This is a genomic window from Burkholderia sp. 567 (genome assembly GCF_040545115.1).
Taxonomy (GTDB): domain Bacteria; phylum Pseudomonadota; class Gammaproteobacteria; order Burkholderiales; family Burkholderiaceae; genus Burkholderia; species Burkholderia ambifaria.
Window position 1 is genome coordinate 167,964 of record NZ_JBEPLG010000013.1, and the last position, 17,722, is coordinate 185,685.

The following is a 17,722-nucleotide window of genomic DNA, read 5'->3' on the forward strand; positions in this document are numbered from 1 at the left end:
CCGCGCGCGTGCCGGCAGGATGACCGCGCAGCCGGCCGCCGATGCGGCCGGCTTTTTTTCGCGCCGGCACGCGCAAGGCCGCTGCGCATCGCTCGCGCCGCACGCGCAAGGCCGCTACGCATCGCTCGCGCCGCACGCGCAACGCCGCCCCGCATCGCTGCGCGCATTCCCCGCCGCCGCCCCGCGTGCTACGCTCATCGCCTTCTTGCTTCCGGCCTCGCGCGATGAACGTCGATTCGTCCTCCCCAGCTTCCCGCGGCCGTGGCCGCAAGCTCTGGTCGGGTACCCGCCCCGTTGTCGCATACGGGATGCCGCCGCTTGGCTGGCGCGACCTCTATCACCGTGCGCTGACGGTGAGCTGGCCCGTATTCTTCCTGTCGCTCGCGATACTGTTCCTGCTGCTCAACGGCGGCTTCGCGGCGCTCTACCTGCTTGGCCACGACGCGATCGCGAACCAGTCGCCGGCCGGCTTCGTCGGCGCGTTCTTCTTCAGCGTCGAGACGCTCGCGACGGTCGGCTACGGCGACATGCATCCGCAGACCGTCTACGCGCACGTGGTCTCGACCTTCGAGATCTTCATCGGGATGTCGGGCATCGCGCTGGCGACCGGGCTCGTGTTCGCGCGGTTTTCGCGGCCGCAGGCGAAGATCCTGTTCGCGCGGCTGGCGATCGTGCGCCCGCTGAACGGGCGGATGACGCTGATGGTGCGTGCCGCGAATGCGCGCCAGAACGTGATCGCCGAAGCGCAGGCCAAGCTGCGGCTGATGCGCGTCGAGGGGACGCACGAGGGTTATACGCTGCGCAAGATCCACGACCTGCCGCTCGTGCGCAGCGAGCATCCGATCTTCCTGCTCGGCTGGAACCTGATGCACGTGATCGACGAAACGAGCCCGCTGTTCGGCGAGACGGCCGAATCGCTCGCCGCGCGCGACGCGACGCTGCTGATCACGATCGAGGGCTCGGACGAGACGACCGCGCAGGTCATGCAGGCGCGCTACTCATGGACGCATGCGGACATCCGCTGGCGTCACCGCTATGTCGACCTGATGCATGACGAAGACGGCATCACGCATATCGACTACACGCATTTTCACGAGGTCGTGCCGGTCGACGCCGAGAGCGACGAACGCGGTTCGCCGGGTGTGATCGAGAGCGGCCCGGCGGCGCAGGCGTCCGGGCCCGCTGCATGACGTTGGCGACCGGCGCTAACGGGCGCCGGTGCGCGGATGCGGCCGCCGCAACCGCCGCCACCGACCGCGCGCCGCGCACGCGTCACGGATGCAGCAGACGTGACGCTTCGCGTTGTTCGACCGCCATCGCGCGGCGATGGCCGTCGCGGTCCTCGGCGCGCGTGACGTAGTCGCCGAGCACGCCTTCGTGCGGCAGCAGGTGCGCGTCGAACGCGATCTTCAGCGTGCTGGCGAGCAGCAGGTCGGCCGCGGTGAAGCGGTCGCCGACGAGCCAGCGGCTGTGGGCGAGCGTTTGCGCGAGCGCGCGTTGCACCCGCGTGATGTTGCCCCAGCCGAACGCGACCGGATTGCCCGACGCGCCGGTGAATTTCTCGGCCATCGCCGGTTCGAGGCAGGTGGGTGTGAAGAACATCCACTGCAGGAAGCGGCCGCGCAGCGGATCGTCGGGCGCGATGCCGAGCCCGGCGCCCGGGCAGCGATCGGCGAGATAGAGCAGCACCGCGCCCGATTCGGCGAACGGCTCGCTGCCGTCGTCGAGCGCGGGCAGCTTGGCCATCGGATTGACCTGGACGAACGCGTCGCTGCCCTGCTCGTGCGAACGCAGGTCGATCGGCACGAGCTCGTAGACGGCGCCGATTTCCTCCAGCATCCACAGCGCCCGGAATGCCCGGGTTTTGGGCCAGTAGTAGAGCTTCATCGCGCCTCCGCTTTTGGATGTGCGTGTCGGTTCGGGGGATGCTCAAGCGTACCCGAGCGGGAGAGGTTCGGACAGGGGCGAGCGGTGCGCGCGGCGGATGATGGCTCGGTGGCGGACGGCGTGGCGCGCGGGTTCGATGGGTTGGGAATGGGGCGGAGAAATTCCCGCAGAGCCCCATGCGGCGGTAGTTCATAATTTAACTAGTCATAAATTAACTAGTTATGAATTGACGAAAGATTGCTTGGCTGGAAACGAGCGCGACTACAGGGTTATGGCGACCTTTGGGCCGCGTCTGCGCACCGGCGCATGAGACCCGGACGATGGTCGTCGACGGACAATGAAACGCGGAAACCGGGTCATCTGGCGCGGATCGCCCGAATCCTGGAATTCACGACCACGGAATCGCCTGCACCGCATGCCGATTCGATCGCACACGGAGAACAGCAACGAATGGCGAACCACGATCGCACCACGATCATTCCCCGGCGCACGCCGGAATCGGCCGCGATGCGTGCCGAGCTTGCGCGAACGATGGCAATCGTCGCCCGGCTCAACCGTCTGACGTTCGATGACGCGCCCGAAGTCCGCACCTTGTTCGGAGAACTGATCGGCAAGCCGCTGGACGACGGCTTCATGCTGATCCCGCCGTTCTACGCGACAGGCGGTGGCGACACACGAATCGGCCGCAACGTGTTCGTCAACCAGAACTGCACGTTCTATGACCTCGGCGGCCTCGACATCGGCGACGACGTGATGGTCGGGCCGAACGTCAGCCTCATCACGTCGGGCCATCCGGTCGAGCCGTCCCGCCGGCGCGACTTCGTCGTCGCGCGGCCGATCGTGATCGGAAACAACGTGTGGATTGGCGCAGGCGCGACGATCATCGGCGGTGTGACGGTCGGCGAGAATTCGGTCGTCGGCGCGGGTTCCGTCGTGACGCGCGACGTTCCGCCGAATACGCTGGTCGGCGGAAACCCGGCGCGGATCATTCGCTCGATTGCCGAGTGACGGCGCCTGCGGGACTGTCCCGCGGCGGCGCGCATGTGGACAACCGGCCCTTCCGGCCACTCGAAACGCTGTGGATACGAAAGGTGAGTGTGTAGCCAGAGGCAGAATCGGCGGGGCTTCCCGGCACTCGACACCGACTGCGGGCAGGTGCATGAGCCGACGTTGCCGATGCGCGGGCCGCACATCCCTGCGCGGCGTCGGTTGTGGATATCCCGCCTTCAAATCACTCGGCACGCTGTGATTTGCATCGGTGAGCGTGACGCAGGGTGTGGACAACCGCGGCCCCGAACGACGAAAAATGCTGTGCTTTCGAAGGGTGAGCATCGGCGACCGATTGCGGGTGAGGCTTGCCTGGTGCGGGCTTCCGGGAGTCGAGCGGGTGTCGCGCGAGAATTCGATGCGCCGCGCATTCTAACGGCACGCGCGGATCGGCGATAGATCCGGACGCGTATCGCGGTGTGGATATCTCGCACCCAAATTCACTCGAAGCACTGTGTATTTCAATGGTGAGCGTCGGCGGCCGATGAGCGTGAGGCTTGCCTGGTGCGGATTTCGAGGCATCGCGCGGGTGTCGCGCGAGAATTCGGGGCGCCGCGCATTCTAACGGCACGGGCGGATTGGCGATAGATCCGGACCCGTATCACGGTGTGGATATCTCGCAGCCGAATTCACTCGAAGCGCTGTGTATTTCGATGGTGGGCGTCGGTGACCGATCGCGCGCGAGGCTTGCCCGGTGAGGACCTCCGCGAGTCGCGTGGGTGTCGCGCGAGATTCGGGGGCGCCGCGCATTCTAACGGCACGCGCGGATTGGTGATAGATCCGGACCCGTATCACGGTGCGGATATCTCGCAGCCGAATTCACTCGAAGCGCTGTGTATTTCAATGGTGAGCGTCGGCGGCAGATCGAGCCGCGTGCCCGTTTCCGATCGTCGACACGGTTTCGAGGGTCGCGCATTCTAACCGCACTCGGGATCGCGCGTGCCGTTCGCGTCTATGCGCCGCGATGTGGATAGCTGGCCGCGGAAGCCCGTCGACGTCCTGTGTATTTAAGCGGTGAGGGCGCGTGCATGCGGCTCTGCCGTGTCTGCGCGAATCCGGATCCACGGTGCGCAGAGTGGTTGCGAGCGCGGCTATTCGCGCCGAAGCGGCGCCTTCGCGCGACAGAATGGCCACGCTCACCGTTGAATTTCACAGCGTCTCGACTGGTCCCGGGTTGGGCTGTCCACACCCGAATCGGCGCCCTCGTTCGATCGTCGCGCCGCCGCTCACCAATGGAATTCACAGTGTTGCGAGTCGTCGCGGAACGAGCTGTCCGCACCCGAATCGACACCCTCGTTCGAGCGCGTGCCGTCCCTCACCATCGAAATTCACAGTGTTTCGAGTCGTCGCGAAGCGGGCTGTCCACACCCGAATCGGCACCGTTGTTCGAGCGCTGCCGAGGCTCACCGTCGAAATTCACAGCGTTTGGAGTCGTTGCGGAGCGAGCTGTCCACACTCGAATCGGCACCGTTGTTCGAGCTCTGCCGATGCTCACTGTCGAAATTCACAGGGTTCGGAGTGTCCGCGGGCGGCGATATCCACACCCGGATTGGCGCGCCGTTCGACCGCGCAACCGCACGCACCAAGGCCGGACGGAGATGTGGATATCCTGCCGCCGAATCGACTCACGACCCTGTGCATCCGAAAGGTGAGGACGAACGTCGCAGCGGCGAAGCAGGGATGCGGCGGTGTGGATATCTCCTGCCGGCATCGACTCGTCGCGCTGTGGATTTCGACGGTGAGCATTGGCATCCACATGAGCGGCGGACCGATCGAGGTGTGGACATCCGGCACCTGACGCGACTCGAAACCCTGTGCGACCGAACGGTGAGCGCGATCACCAACTCGGCCGGCAACCCCCCGGCGTTGTGGACATCCAGCGCCCGCAACCAATCCGAACGCTGTGCATTCCATCGGTGAGCGCGCGGCCGTTTCGCGCCCAAACCCTTGTCGCACGGGCCGCGAGCGCTCGCCGTCGCGCCCGCGCCCCGCGTCCCGCTCGTCCCCCACCATTTCGACGCAAGCGCCCACCCACCCCGACCGCCCCCACCCGCCCCCCACCACCCCGCGCGAAAACTCTCTCAATTCCCGCCCAAAACCTGCGCAGTTTTTCTCACTTCTGCACCTGCCGAGCAAGATGAGAAAAAACTTTCTCGCGTCCCCGCGAAAAAATAGAGCCATCCAGCCGCCTCCGGCCGGCGTCGCCCGACGCCCCGGTGCGCGGCCCAGAACAGCACAATCAGGAGACATCCCCCATGACCGCCCGCCTGCCTGTCGACGGTACGCCCGCTCTATCCGACTATCGTCTGACCGACAACCTGACCGCCACGCGCGGCCGGATCTTCCTCACCGGCACGCAGGCGCTGGTCCGCCTGTTGCTGATGCAGCGCGCGTCCGACGTCGCGCAGGGACTCAACACGGCCGGCTTCGTCAGCGGCTACCGTGGCTCGCCGCTCGGGATGGTCGACCAGCAGCTGTGGAAGGCGCAGAAACTGCTCGACGGCAGCGGCGTGCGCTTTCTGCCCGCGATCAACGAGGAACTCGGCGGCACCGCGGTGCTCGGCACGCAGCGCGTCGAGGCCGACCCGGAGCGCACCGTCGATGGCGTGTACGCGATGTGGTACGGCAAGGGCCCCGGCGTCGACCGCGCCGGCGACGCGCTCAAGCACGGCAACGCGTACGGTTCGTCGCCGCACGGCGGCGTGCTGGTGGTGGCGGGCGACGACCATGGCTGCGTGTCGTCGTCGATGCCGCACCAGAGCGACTTCGCGATGATCGCGTGGCACATGCCGGTCGTGAACCCGTCGAACATCGCCGACATGCTCGAGTTCGGCCTGTACGGCTGGGCGCTGTCGCGCTATTCGGGCGCATGGGTCGGTTTCAAGGCGATCTCGGAGACGGTCGAGTCCGGCTCGACCGTCGATCTCGACGCGCTGCAGACGCAATGGCCGGCGCCGGCAGGCTTCACTCCGCCGGCGGGCGGCCTGCACAACCGCTGGCCCGACCTGCCGAGCCTCACGATCGAGGCGCGCCTCGCCGCGAAGCTCGACGCGGTGCGCCACTTCGCGCGTACCAACAGCATCGACAAGTGGATCGCCCCGAGCGCGCAGGCGAACGTCGGCATCGTCACCTGCGGCAAGGCGCACCTCGACCTGATGGAGGCGCTGCGCCGTCTCGACCTGACGGTGGCCGACCTCGACGCGGCCGGCGTGCGGATCTACAAGGTCGGCCTGTCGTATCCGCTCGAGATGACGCGCATCGAGACCTTCGTCGACGGGCTCGCCGAAGTGCTGGTGATCGAGGAGAAGGGCCCCGTCATCGAGCAGCAGATCAAGGACTACCTGTACAACCGCGCGGACGGCGCCCGCCCGCGCGTGCTCGGCAAGCACGATGCGCAGGGTGCCTGCCTGTTGTCCGAACTCGGCGAGCTGCGGCCGTCGCGGATCCTGCCGGTGTTCGCCGAATGGCTCGCGCGCCACAAGCCGGCGCTCGATCGCCGCGAACGCGTCGTCGATCTCGTCGCGCCGCGGATCCTGTCCAACGAAGCGGACGCGGTGAAGCGCACGCCGTACTTCTGCTCGGGCTGCCCGCACAACACGTCGACGAAGGTGCCGGAAGGCTCGATCGCGCAGGCCGGCATCGGCTGCCATTTCATGGCGTCGTGGATGGAGCGCGACACGACGGGCCTGATCCAGATGGGCGGCGAGGGCGTCGACTGGGCCGCGCACGCGATGTTCACCAACACGAAGCACGTGTTCCAGAACCTCGGCGACGGCACCTACTTCCACTCGGGCATCCTCGCGATCCGCCAGGCGGTCGCCGCGAAGGCGAACATCACCTACAAGATCCTCTACAACGACGCGGTCGCGATGACGGGCGGCCAGCCGGTCGACGGCAGCATCTCGGTGCCGCAGATCGCGCGGCAGGTCGAGGCGGAGGGCGTGTCGCGCTTCGTCGTGGTGTCCGACGAACCGGAGAAGTACGACGGCCATCACGGGCAGTTCCCGGCCGGCACGACGTTCCATCACCGCAGCGAGCTCGACACCGTGCAGCGCGAGCTGCGCGAGACGCCGGGCGTCACCGTGCTGATCTACGACCAGACCTGTGCGGCCGAGAAGCGTCGCCGTCGCAAGAAGGGCGAGTTCCCCGACCCGGACAAGCGCCTGTTCATCAACGACGCGGTGTGCGAAGGCTGCGGCGACTGCGGCGTGCAGTCGAACTGCCTGTCGGTCGAGCCGCTCGAGACGCCGCTCGGCCGCAAGCGCCGCATCGACCAGTCGTCGTGCAACAAGGACTACTCGTGCGTGAACGGCTTCTGCCCGAGCTTCGTGACGGTCGAAGGCGCGGCGCTGAAGAAGGCCGCGGGCGCGGCGTTCGACGAAGCGGCGCTCGCCGCGCGCGTCGACGCGCTGCCGGTGCCGGCGACGCATCTCGACGCGGCGCCGTTCGACATGCTCGTGACGGGCGTGGGCGGCACGGGCGTCGTGACGGTCGGCGCGCTGATCAGCATGGCCGCGCATCTCGAGGGCAAGAGCGCATCGGTGCTCGACTTCATGGGCTTCGCGCAGAAGGGCGGCTCGGTGCTGTCGTTCGTGCGGATCGCGTCGAGCGACCAGTGGCTGAACCAGGTGCGCATCGACACGCAGCAGGCCGACGTGCTGCTCGCGTGCGACATGGTCGTCGGCGCGAGTGCCGAGGCGCTGCAGACGGTGCGCCACGAGCGTTCGCGGATCGTCGTCAACACGCACCGGATTCCGAACGCGTCGTTCGTGCAGGATCCCGACGCGAACCTGCACGCGGATGCGCTGCTCGAGAAGATGCATCACGCGGCCGGCGACGGCTACCTGTCGAGCTGCGACGCGCAGGCGCTCGCCGCGAAATTCCTGGGCGACTCGATCGGCGCGAACATCCTGATGCTCGGCTACGCGTGGCAGCTCGGCCTCGTGCCGGTGTCGCTCGCCGCGATGATGCGCGCGATCGAACTGAACAACGTCGCGGTGCCGATGAACAAGCTCGCGTTCTCGATCGGCCGGATGGCGGCCGGCGATGCGGCGGGCCTCGATGCACTGTGGAACGCGCGTCACACGGTGGCCACGCAGGCCGCGCCGGAGACGCTCGCCGAACTGATCGCCGATCGCGAAGCGCGCCTCGACGCATACGGCGGCGCGCATTACGTCGAGCGCTACCGTGCGCTGGTGAATGCGGCGCGCGCGAAGGGCGACGATGCGGTGACGCGTGCGGTCGCGACGACGTTCTATCGGCTGCTCGCGGTGAAGGACGAATACGAGGTCGCGCGGCTGTATGCGGACGGCGCATTCCGCACGGCGCTCGAAGCGCAGTTCGAAGGCGTGCCGGGGCAGGACTATCGCGTGAAGTTCAACCTGGCGCCGCCGACGGTCGCGAAGGCGGGACGCGACGGCAGCGCGCCGAAGAAGCGCGTGTTCGGCCAGTGGATGTGGCCGGTGTTCGGCATGCTGGCCCGCGTGCGCAGCCTGCGCGGCACGTGGCTCGATCCGTTCGGCCGCACGGCCGAGCGCAGGATGGAGCGCGCGCTCGCGGACGACTACGAGACGACGCTCACGCGCGCGCTCGCCGCGCTGACCGCCGGCAATGCCGCGCAGGTCGCGCAGCTGGCCGACCTGCACGCCCGCGTGCGCGGCTTCGGTCACGTGAAGGTGCGCAATCTGGCCGGCGTGAAGCGTGCGGAGCGCGAGCTCGCGCTGCAGCTCGGCATCGACGCGGCGACGAGCGCGGCCGTGCAGCACGCGCTCGACGAGATGAAGGGCGCGGGGATGCTGAAGGGCATTCCGGTCGTCGTCGCGAAGTAACGCGAACGCGCGGCGCGGGGAATCGCTGCGGGGGAACGGGGAACGACGCGCCCGCGCGACGGCTGGCGGGGCGCCGCGGGGAGGCGGGCGCGTAGGTTCGCCCGCCTGCCGGCCTGCGCCGGCGCCAGCGCCGCCTTACGCGACGCGATTACCTGCGATGCAGCGCGAGTAATAAGCGAGGCTGCGTTTCGGCACGCGTTGCTGCGTTGCCGGATCGACGTGGATCAGCCCGAATTTCTTCGCGAAGCCGCTGGACCACTCCCAGCTATCCATTCCGGCCCAGTAGAACACCCCGCCGAGGCGCACGCCCTGCCGATACGCGTCGTGCGCGGCGTTCAGGTAGCTCGCGAGGTAGTCGATACGCGGGCCGTCGTCGACGATGCCGCCGCTCGGCGCGGGCTCGGCGATCGCGAAGCCGGTCTCGGTGACGACGATGCGCGGCGCGCCGTAGTCGCGGTGCACGCGCAGCAGCATCTCGGACATCCCGTACGGCTCGACCGGATATCCCAGCGTCTGGGTTTCGTTCGCCGGGCTCGCGGCCAGCGCGAAGCCCGCGCCGTTGGCGCCGGCCTTCACGTAGAAGCAGTTGTAATACTGCACGCCGAGAAAATCCGGGTTCGCCGCGATCGTCGTCATGTCGCCCGGCTGCACGAGCGGCGCCAGCGCCGCCTGCAGCTCGGCCGGATAGCCCTTGCCGTACAGCGGGTCGAGAAACGCGCGATGCCAGATCGCGTCGAACTGCGCGGCGGCAGCCTGATCGGCGGCCGTGTTCGTTGCCGCATGCACCGGCCGCCCGCTGATCGTGGTGCCGATCTGTGCCGCGCCGCGCACGTTCGAACGCACGGCCTGGAACATCAGCCCCTGCGCGAGGTTCTGGTGATGGATCGCGGCGAACATCGCCCCCATGGACTGCGCGCGCGGCGGCGACGCGCCGTACGCGTAGCCGGACAGCGCGACGCCGTTGGGCTCGTTCAGCATCATCCAGTGCTTGACCCGGTCGCCGAGCCGGCGCGACACCTGCTGCGCGTAGTCGGCCAGCCGGTACGCGATGTCGCGATCGCGAAAATCGCCGGCCCACACCGGAATGTCCCAGTGAAACAGCGTCAGGTAGGGCGTGAGGTGCCGCTCCAGCATCGCATCGACCATGCGATCGTAGGTGGCGAGGCCCGCTTCGCTCGCCGCGCCGGGGCCGTCCGGCTGCACGCGCGGCCACGCGGTCGAGAACCGGAATGCCTGCACGCCCGCGTTCGCGAGCAGCGAGAGATCGCCCGGGTAGCGTTTCTCGAATTCGATGCAGCGCGCATTCGTCGAGCCGTCGGCGATCGTGCCGGGCTGGTCGGCGAACACGTCCCAGTTGCTGCGCCCGCGGCCGTCGCGGCTTTCGATTTGCGGCGCGGCGGTGGCGACGCCCCACACGAAGTCGTTGGCGAAGCGGGCCGAGGCGTCGGAGTCGATCGAATCGCCGCCGCAGGCGGACAGCATGCCGCTGCCGAGCATGGCGGTGCCTTGCGCCAGAAATCGTCGGCGGCTCTGAAGCGAGATGGGTTTGATCATGGGCTTACTCGTTTTGCGGAGAATGGCATCCGCGTTTTTGATTAGGATTGCGATTAAAGAGGCATGGGGCGCGGCCAAATACGCGCGCGCCGGATCAATGCGTCCGGCCCTCGACGTTCGCGGAAGACACATGGGATGAGCGGGCCGGATGGAATTGCGAGGCCCGGCACGCATGCGGGCGCCGGTATCGTGACGGCCCGCAACACAGGATACGGATGTCTCGTTTAAGTTTTTTGAATATGTCGCCGGTTAAATGCCGGCTTCTAGAGGGAGACGTCTAGTCCCGCGTTGCATGCGACGGGCGTCGCAGCAGGCCGCTGCGCGGCCCCAGCGTCAGACGATGCCTTTCTTGCGCGTCGACAGCGCCGTTTCCGACAGGTCGATCTCGCGAATCAGCTTCGTCAGCGTCTCGTCGGAAATCTTGCTTTCGCCGCGCAGCCGGTACAGCACCGAGCGTTCCGCGCGCACTGCCGCGATCCGCATCTGCAGTTCCATCGTCTCGGTCTGCTTCGCTTCCGCGCGCGGTGTCGGGCCGTCCTCGGCGAGTGCGGCCAAGCGCCGGCGGTACTGGTCCATCACCCGCGCGGAAATGTCCGCGCAGCGCGCGGCGCCCGATTCGTCGAGATCGGCCGAGATCGCGTCGTGCGACGAGTCGATCGCGCGGATCGCGGCCTGCGCGGCGGCCGCGCGCGCGGTGCGCTCCTCGTCGGCGAGCGGGTTGCGCGTCGAGCGCACGCCGCGCAGCAGCAACGGCAGCCCGATCACCGCGACGATCAGCGAACCGAGTATCACCGCCGACGCGACGAAGATCGCGGTGTCCCGCCCCGGCAGCGGTGCGCCGTCGGACAGCGCGACGGGGATCGACAGCACGCCCGCGAGCGTGACCGCGCCGCGCACGCCGCCGACCGTCATCACCGCGATCGTGCGGATGCCGGCCATCGTGCCCGCGAGGCCGTGGCGCGCGGCGCGGCGGCTCGCGATCCAGCGTAGCAGCCAGACCCACAGGAAGCGGATCGCATACAGCGCGAGCATCATCGCGCACACGTTGAAGATCATCCGGCCGACGAGCGCGTCGCTCGTGTGGTGCGCGTCGACGAGCGCGCGGCCGATGATGTGCGGCAGCTGCAGCCCGAGCATGATGAACACCATGCCGTTGAACACGAACTCGATCATCGCCCACGTGCTTTCGGCACGCACGCGCGACGCGACGGTGCTTTTTCGGGAGAAGCTCGTGTAGTTCATCATCATCCCGGCCGACACGGCCGCGAGCACGCCCGACAGGTCGAGGTGCTCGGCGAACAGATAGGCGGCGAACGGCACGAGCAGCGTCATCACGATGCCGGGCGCCGGGTCGCCTTCCTGCTCGGCGTTCAGGAAGCGCGTCGACAGCGCGCTGAACAGCCACGCGACGATCGCGCCCGTCGCCAGGCCGCCGGCGGCGACGATCACGAACGTGATCGACGCGTCGCGCAGCGAGAACACGCCCGTGAGCGCGGCCGCGACCGCGAACTTCAGCGCGACGAGGCCCGACGCGTCGTTCATCAGCGCCTCGCCTTCGAGGATGTGCATCAGTTGCGGCGGAATCCGGCCACGGCCGGCGATGCCCGACAGCGCGACCGCGTCGGTGGGCGACAGCACGGCCGCGAGCGCGAACGCGATCGGCAGCGGCAACTCGGGTATCAGCCAGTGCGCGAAGTAGCCGACTGCGAGTACGGTCATGAACACGAGCCCGAACGCGAGCATCAGGATCGCGCGGCGCTGCAGGTACAGCTCGCGTTTCGGAATCCGCCAGCCATCCGCGAACAGCAGCGGCGGAATGAACAGCAGCATGAAGATTTCGGGATCGAACGTGACGTGCAGGTTGAGCTTCGGCCACGCGAGCATCGCGCCGAACGCGATCTGCATCAGCGGCAGCGGAAGCCGCAACGGCAGCACGCGTGTGGCCGCGCCGGACAGCGCGACGGTGAGCAGCAGAATCAGGACTGTGAAGACGATTTCCATCGATACGGCAATTGTGGAGAATGAAACGACCGGACGGAGTTTAGCGTGACGACGTGACGGGCGCGTTCGAGTGCGCCGGTGCGCGTGCACGCAAACGGTGCATCCGGCCCGCGCCACACTGGTGCGGCGGCGCCGCACGCAGGCGTGGCGCGCGTGTTCAGCCCTTGCACGAAGCTTGCTTGATGCTTGCGTACCGTCCGGCACCGGCCGGACAACCGAGGATTCGACCATGACATTGCGCGCGCCATCTCGAACCACCGCCGCGTTCGGCTGCACCGCCAGGAGGAAGCCATGACGATCGTGCAGCAGGAGCGGCCGGCCACCGCGTCGCCGTATCGTTTCGAGCGGGAGATGAGCTCAGGCCTCGAACGTCTGGCGACGCGTCACCGCGACCTGTCGCTCACGACCGTGTTCCAGCCGATCTTCAGCTTGTCGCATCAGCGTGCGGTGGGCTACGAGGCGCTGTTGCGCGCGCATGACGCGCTCGATCGCGCGGTGTCGCCGCTCGACGTGTTCGGCGAGGCCGCGCGCCAGGGCGAGCTGCTGCAGCTCGACCGGCTCGCGCAGGCGCTGCACCTCGAGAACTTCGCGCTGCTCGGCGCCGAGCGTGAGTGGCTGTTCCTCAACGTGCATCCGGGCGTGCTCACCGATCCGTTCCAGGCCGCCGCGCTGCTCGCGAACCTGAAGCGGATCGGCATGCCGCCGCGCCGCGTCGTGCTCGAAGTGCTCGAACAGCGCGCGGAAGACGTCGAGCGGCTCGCCGACGCCGTGCGCGAATTCCGCGCGCAGGGCTTCCTGATCGCGCTCGACGATTTCGGCGCCGGCCACTCGAACCTCGAGCGGATCTGGCAACTGAACCCCGACATCGTGAAGCTCGACCGGATCATGCTGTCCCACGCGGCGCACCGCACGGGGCTCACCGCGATCCTGCACGGGCTCGTCACGCTGCTGCACGAGGCCGGCAAGCTCGTGCTCGTCGAAGGGATCGAGACCGAGCACGACGCGCAGATCGCGCTGTCGTGCGAGGCCGATTTCGTGCAGGGCTATTACTTTGGCCGCCCGGCGCCCGGGCTGCCCGACAGCGCGGCGGCCACCGGCTGCATCGGCGAGCTGACCGAGCGCTTTCGTGCGCAGACCGAAGCGCGCGAGCGGCGCGACGCGCAGCGGCTCGCGCCGTACCTGCGTGCGTTCGAGCGCGCGGCCGAGCGGGTGGCGGCCGGCGAGCCGCTCGACGAGGTGTGCTGGAATTTCCTCGCGCTCGACGCCGCCGCGCGCTGCTTCCTGCTCGACGCGCGGGGCCGCCAGGCGGGCCGCAACGTCGTGCTGCGCGCGGACCGCGCGCTCGCCGAGGCGCGCTTCTCGCCGCTGTCGGATGCGCAGGGCGCGAACTGGCTGCGCCGGCCGTACTTCCGCACGGCGATCGCCGAGCCGGGGCGCGTGCAGGTGACGCGCCCGTACCTGTCGATCAACGAGGCGCAGCCGTGCGTGACGCTGTCGGTGGCCGTGCGCATCGGCGACGCGCAGCACGTGCTGTGCGGCGATATCGACTGGGTCGACGAGGAGGTCGGCGGCGCGTAGCGCGGGCGTCCGGCGGGCGTTGAGGCGAGGAGCGAGCCGGCGCGGGGCGGCCGTTGCGTTCGCCGCGTGCTTCCCCGACAATGGCCCGACCGCGGCCATCGTGACCGCGCGCGCCGTCCCGGGGGCCACCATGGCGGCGAATAAAAAGGAAAACATAATGAAAAGACCGATTTCGCTGACCATTCTCGCGTGGATCATCATCGTGACGAACGCGATCACGTGCATCTATACGCCCTTCACGATCGGCATGCCGACCACCCAGGCGCTGCTGTCGCACTACCTGCTGCCCGTCTGGGCGACGCTCGGCATCGGCGTGATCCTCGAAGTCGTGAACATCGTGATCGGCATCGCGATCCTCAAGGGCCGCGAATGGTCGCGCAAGGCCTACATCGCGACGGCCGTGGTCGGCTTCGCGTTCTCGTTCATCAACATGCCGGCGTCGATGTTCGTGGTGCTGATTCCGGGCTTCCTGCTGTTCGCGCTGTTCGTCTACCTGCTGTTCCGGCGCCCCGCGACCGCGTATTTCCAGGCGAGCGCATGAATGTCATGCGCAACGCGGTCGCGATCGTGCTGTTCACGATCGCGGGCATGTGCGTGATCTCCGCGCAGATGATGGCGTTCATGAAGCTCGGCCATACGGGGGCGATGATCGTATCCGTCGCCGTGCTGTTCGGGTTGTCGGCCGTGCTCCTGGCCGTGGGCGCATTCGCCGGCGCGTTCCGGCCGCGTGCGCGCGGCGCGGGCATCGCACTGCTCATCGCAACCGCGACCACCGCGTTCGGGATGATCGGCTGGGTGACGCTCCTGCTGGCGCCGGGAATCGTCGAGGTGATGCAGCAGCAGGGCGTGGACGTGAGCGCGCGGATGTTCCGGTTCGCGCCCGGCGCCGTGGTGATCGGCCTGTCCGCACTCGTCGGCGTGTGGCTTGCGCGGCGCGACTGACGGTGTAACCGACCGCGCGACTCACGGCGCGACGGCCGGGAGGCTGGCGTCCATCACGCCGCTCGGCTAGGATGCGCGAATTGTCCTGACGATTCGCGAGCCGCCGATGAACCGTACCGCCCGTTCCTCCGTTCTCCTCGAAGTGATCGCCACGACCGTCGGCGATGCGAAGGCCGCCGCCCGCGCGGGGGCCGACCGCCTCGAACTCGTGACCGCGATCACCGAAGGCGGCCTGACGCCGAGCGTCGGGCTGATCGAGGCCGTCGTGGCCGCGGTGCCGATTCCGGTCAACGTGATCGTGCGACCGCACAGCCGGTCGTTCGTCTACGACGCCGACGACCTGCGCGTGATCGAACGCGACGTGCGCGCGGCCGTCGCGGCCGGCGCGAACGGCGTCGTATTCGGTGCGCTCGATGCGCGCGGCGACGTCGATCTCGACGCGCTCGCCCGCATCGCGGCCGCCGCTGACGGGCGCGACCTGACGTTCCATCGCGCGTTCGACGTGTCGCGCGACCTGAACGCCGCCTTCGACGCGCTGCTGCGCGTGCCGGCCGTCACGTCGGTGCTGACGTCGGGCGGCCATCCGTCGGTGCTCGACGCCGTCGCGACGATCACGCGGATGGTGCGGCAGTCGGCCGGCTCGACCTGCACGGTGCTGGCCGGCTCGGGGCTGACGGTCGATGCGGTCGGCGATTTCGTCCGCGCGACCGGCGTGCGCGCGGTGCATTTCGGCTCGGGCGTGCGGGTGCGCGGCGAGGTACTGGCGCCCGTCGACGCCCAGCAGGTCGAGCGCGTGCGCGCGGCGCTCGACGGCGCGGCGGCGCACGTGTGACGCGCACGCTTCGCGATGCGCAGGGCGACCGGCGCGGACGATCAGGTGAAAAAAAGCCGGGGCATGCCCCGGCTTTTTCGTTGGTACGCGGTGCTGCCGTTTACGCGTTCGCCTGCATCGCGTCCGCGTCGCTCGCGCGGATGCCGAGGCGCTCGAACAGCGCGCGATCCTTCTGCGACTGCGGGTTGCTCGTCGTCAGCAGCTGGTCGCCGTAGAACATCGAGTTCGCGCCGGCGAGGAAGCACATCGCCTGCAGCCCGTCGTCGAGCTGCTCGCGGCCGGCCGACAGGCGCACGACGGCCTTCGGCATCGTGATCCGCGCAACCGCGATCGTGCGCACGAACTCGAACGGGTCGAGCGGTGCGGTGCCTTCGAGCGGCGTGCCTTCGATCGCGACGAGGTTGTTGATCGGGACCGAATCCGGATACGGGTTCAGGTTCGCGAGCTGCGAGATCAGGCCCGCGCGTTCACGGCGCGATTCGCCCATCCCGATGATGCCGCCGCAGCACACGTTGATGCCTGCATCGCGCACGCGGTCGAGCGTGTCGAGCCGATCCTGGTAGGTGCGCGTCGAGATCACCTGGCCGTAGAACTCCGGCGACGTGTCGAGGTTGTGGTTGTAGTAGTCGAGGCCCGCGTTCGCGAGTTCCTGTGCCTGCTCGTCTTCCAGCATGCCGAGCGTCATGCAGGTTTCGAGGCCGAGCTCCTTCACGCCACGCACCATCTCGGTCAGCGCCGGCATGTGGCGCTCCTTCGGGTTGCGCCATGCGGCGCCCATGCAGAAGCGGCTCGCGCCGTTCGCCTTCGCCGCGCGCGCGGCGTCGAGCACCGCGTCGACGTCCATCAGCTTCTCGGCCTTCAGGCCCGTGTCGTGGTGCGACGATTGCGAGCAGTAGCCGCAATCTTCCTCGCAGCCGCCCGTCTTGATCGACAGCAGCGTCGACAGCTGCACCGCGTTCGCGTCGAAGTGTTCGCGATGCACCTGCTGCGCGCGGAAGATCAGGTCGTTGAACGGCAGCTCGAACAGCGCGACGACGTCGGCGACGCGCCAGCGCTGCGAGGCCGGAGCGGCCACGGGAATCGCGTCGGGTTGCACGGTGGCGGTCTGGGCTTGGGTCATATCGTTTTCCTGTCCTGGACGGGGATGAGGGATCGGGGGATCTGTTTCTGTTGGGTCAATGCTGCGCGGCGCGCAGCGTCTCGACGAGCGCGGCGATGTCGAGCATCGCCGCGGCGGATTCGGGGGCGGCCGGGCTCATGTGCGGAATGCGGCCGAGCAGCGGCGCGCCGTGCTCGCGGGCGAGCCAGTCGCGCATCGTCGCGACGTTCTCGTCGGGGAACGACATCGCCGGGTCGACGTGGTTCGCGACCCAGCCGGCGAGCGTGAGGCCGCGCTGGCGAATCGCGTCGGCGGTGAGCAGCGCATGGCTGATGCAGCCGAGCCGCACGCCGACGACGAGCACCACCGGCAGGCCTAGCGCGACCGCGAGATCGGCCGTGTCCTGCGTGTCGGTGAGCGGCACGCGGAAGCCGCCGACGCCCTCGACGACGACGACGTCCGCGCGCGTCAGCGCTTCGCGGTGGCTCGCGACGATCGTGTCGATGTCGAGCGTCACACCTTCCTGCGCGGCGACGATGTGCGGCGCGGCGGGCGCCTTCAGCAGGAACGGCGTGCGCAGCTCGGGCGGCAGCACGACGTTGGCGGCCGCGTCGAGCTGGTCGGCGTCCTCGTTGCGCCAGACACCGTCGCGTTCATACGCGCCCGCCGCGACGGGCTTCAGCGCGGCCGCGCGCAGGCCATGCCGCGCGAAGCCGTGCAGCATCGCAGCCGAGACGAAGGTCTTGCCGATTTCGGTGTCGGTGCCGGTGACGAACAGCGAGAGCGGGGCGGTCATGCCGCAGTCTCCCGCCGGGCCGCCCCAAGGGAGGCTGCAGCCCCCTCGGGGGGCAGCGAACGTAGTGAGCGTGGGGGCTGTTCTGCATCCCGCCGGGCCGTCCCAAGGGAGGCTGCAGCCCCCTCGGGGGGCAGCGAACGCAGTGAGCGTGGGGGCTG

13 protein-coding genes are annotated in these 17,722 nt (G+C 68.5%); 8 read left to right on the forward strand and 5 right to left on the reverse strand.

All coding sequences use genetic code 11. The annotated features are described in order from the left end of the window. Nucleotides 1–224 precede the first annotated feature (224 nt). Entirely contained in the window at nt 225–1,190 is a 966-nt protein-coding gene (locus tag ABIC50_RS30145; RefSeq protein WP_105834765.1) for an ion channel, read from the forward strand. A gap of 82 nt (nt 1,191–1,272) precedes the next feature. On the opposite strand, the gene ABIC50_RS30150 is transcribed toward ABIC50_RS30145, so the two are convergent. Beyond that, nucleotides 1,273–1,887, reverse strand: coding sequence for a glutathione S-transferase family protein (locus tag ABIC50_RS30150; RefSeq protein WP_105834766.1), 615 nt, complete (start codon nt 1,885–1,887; stop codon nt 1,273–1,275). Nucleotides 1,888–2,337: 450 nt separating this feature from the next. Here ABIC50_RS30150 and ABIC50_RS30155 point away from each other — a divergent pair, with 450 nt between their 5' ends. From ABIC50_RS30155 to ABIC50_RS30165, 3 genes are all read left to right on the forward strand, one after another. Beyond that, the gene (locus ABIC50_RS30155; RefSeq protein WP_354168514.1) at nt 2,338–2,895 is read left to right on the forward strand and encodes a sugar O-acetyltransferase; all 558 of its coding nucleotides are present in this window, start codon (nt 2,338–2,340) and stop codon (nt 2,893–2,895) included. Between the two features lie 1,639 nt (nt 2,896–4,534). Next, nucleotides 4,535–4,732: a hypothetical protein gene (locus tag ABIC50_RS30160; RefSeq protein ID WP_354168515.1), complete on the forward strand. Its 198-nt coding sequence runs from the start codon at nt 4,535–4,537 to the stop codon at nt 4,730–4,732. A gap of 457 nt (nt 4,733–5,189) precedes the next feature. Further along, entirely contained in the window at nt 5,190–8,762 is a 3,573-nt protein-coding gene (locus tag ABIC50_RS30165; RefSeq protein ID WP_354168517.1) for an indolepyruvate ferredoxin oxidoreductase family protein, read from the forward strand. A 135-nt stretch (nt 8,763–8,897) separates the two neighbouring features. Here the strand turns inward: ABIC50_RS30165 and ABIC50_RS30170 are convergent, their stop codons facing one another. Then, nucleotides 8,898–10,316 carry a glycoside hydrolase family 1 protein gene (locus tag ABIC50_RS30170; protein ID WP_354168519.1) on the reverse strand — a complete coding sequence of 473 codons (1,419 nt, stop codon included), beginning with the start codon at nt 10,314–10,316 and terminating at the stop codon, nt 8,898–8,900. 333 nt (nt 10,317–10,649) lie between these two features. Continuing rightward, nucleotides 10,650–12,317, reverse strand: coding sequence for a Na+/H+ antiporter (locus tag ABIC50_RS30175; protein WP_175696613.1), 1,668 nt, complete (start codon nt 12,315–12,317; stop codon nt 10,650–10,652). 291 nt (nt 12,318–12,608) lie between these two features. Here ABIC50_RS30175 and ABIC50_RS30180 point away from each other — a divergent pair, with 291 nt between their 5' ends. The 4 genes from ABIC50_RS30180 (at nt 12,609) to ABIC50_RS30195 (ending at nt 15,669) form a co-directional block, all read left to right on the forward strand. Continuing rightward, entirely contained in the window at nt 12,609–13,895 is a 1,287-nt protein-coding gene (locus tag ABIC50_RS30180) for a sensor domain-containing phosphodiesterase (RefSeq protein WP_175662541.1), read from the forward strand. Nucleotides 13,896–14,052: 157 nt separating this feature from the next. Continuing rightward, complete coding sequence (locus tag ABIC50_RS30185; RefSeq protein ID WP_175662540.1) at nt 14,053–14,436, forward strand: hypothetical protein; 384 nt, start codon at nt 14,053–14,055, stop codon at nt 14,434–14,436. Then, nucleotides 14,433–14,837, forward strand: coding sequence for a hypothetical protein (locus tag ABIC50_RS30190; protein ID WP_354168521.1), 405 nt, complete (start codon nt 14,433–14,435; stop codon nt 14,835–14,837). The genes ABIC50_RS30185 and ABIC50_RS30190 overlap by 4 nt, the downstream gene beginning before the upstream one ends. A gap of 106 nt (nt 14,838–14,943) precedes the next feature. After that, nucleotides 14,944–15,669, forward strand: coding sequence for a copper homeostasis protein CutC (locus tag ABIC50_RS30195; RefSeq protein ID WP_175657597.1), 726 nt, complete (start codon nt 14,944–14,946; stop codon nt 15,667–15,669). 100 nt (nt 15,670–15,769) lie between these two features. Here ABIC50_RS30195 and bioB read toward each other — a convergent pair whose 3' ends face one another. Beyond that, nucleotides 15,770–16,789 carry a biotin synthase BioB gene (bioB, locus tag ABIC50_RS30200; RefSeq protein WP_006750874.1) on the reverse strand — a complete coding sequence of 340 codons (1,020 nt, stop codon included), beginning with the start codon at nt 16,787–16,789 and terminating at the stop codon, nt 15,770–15,772. Nucleotides 16,790–16,844: 55 nt separating this feature from the next. Further along, nucleotides 16,845–17,564 carry a dethiobiotin synthase gene (gene bioD / locus ABIC50_RS30205; protein WP_354168523.1) on the reverse strand — a complete coding sequence of 240 codons (720 nt, stop codon included), beginning with the start codon at nt 17,562–17,564 and terminating at the stop codon, nt 16,845–16,847. Between the last annotated feature and the right edge of the window lie 158 nt (nt 17,565–17,722).

Excerpts from the sequence above, each read along its gene's own strand:
- ABIC50_RS30145 (WP_105834765.1), top strand. The coding sequence starts at position 225 with ATGAACGTCGATTCGTCCTCCCCAGCTTCCCGCGGCCGTGGCCGCAAG.
- ABIC50_RS30150 (WP_105834766.1), bottom strand. The coding sequence starts at position 1,887 with ATGAAGCTCTACTACTGGCCCAAAACCCGGGCATTCCGGGCGCTGTGG.
- ABIC50_RS30155 (WP_354168514.1), top strand. The coding sequence starts at position 2,338 with ATGGCGAACCACGATCGCACCACGATCATTCCCCGGCGCACGCCGGAA.
- ABIC50_RS30165 (WP_354168517.1), top strand. The coding sequence starts at position 5,190 with ATGACCGCCCGCCTGCCTGTCGACGGTACGCCCGCTCTATCCGACTAT.
- ABIC50_RS30170 (WP_354168519.1), bottom strand. The coding sequence starts at position 10,316 with ATGATCAAACCCATCTCGCTTCAGAGCCGCCGACGATTTCTGGCGCAA.
- ABIC50_RS30175 (WP_175696613.1), bottom strand. The coding sequence starts at position 12,317 with ATGGAAATCGTCTTCACAGTCCTGATTCTGCTGCTCACCGTCGCGCTG.
- ABIC50_RS30180 (WP_175662541.1), top strand. The coding sequence starts at position 12,609 with ATGACGATCGTGCAGCAGGAGCGGCCGGCCACCGCGTCGCCGTATCGT.
- ABIC50_RS30185 (WP_175662540.1), top strand. The coding sequence starts at position 14,053 with ATGAAAAGACCGATTTCGCTGACCATTCTCGCGTGGATCATCATCGTG.
- ABIC50_RS30190 (WP_354168521.1), top strand. The coding sequence starts at position 14,433 with ATGAATGTCATGCGCAACGCGGTCGCGATCGTGCTGTTCACGATCGCG.
- ABIC50_RS30195 (WP_175657597.1), top strand. The coding sequence starts at position 14,944 with ATGAACCGTACCGCCCGTTCCTCCGTTCTCCTCGAAGTGATCGCCACG.
- bioB (WP_006750874.1), bottom strand. The coding sequence starts at position 16,789 with ATGACCCAAGCCCAGACCGCCACCGTGCAACCCGACGCGATTCCCGTG.
- bioD (WP_354168523.1), bottom strand. The coding sequence starts at position 17,564 with ATGACCGCCCCGCTCTCGCTGTTCGTCACCGGCACCGACACCGAAATC.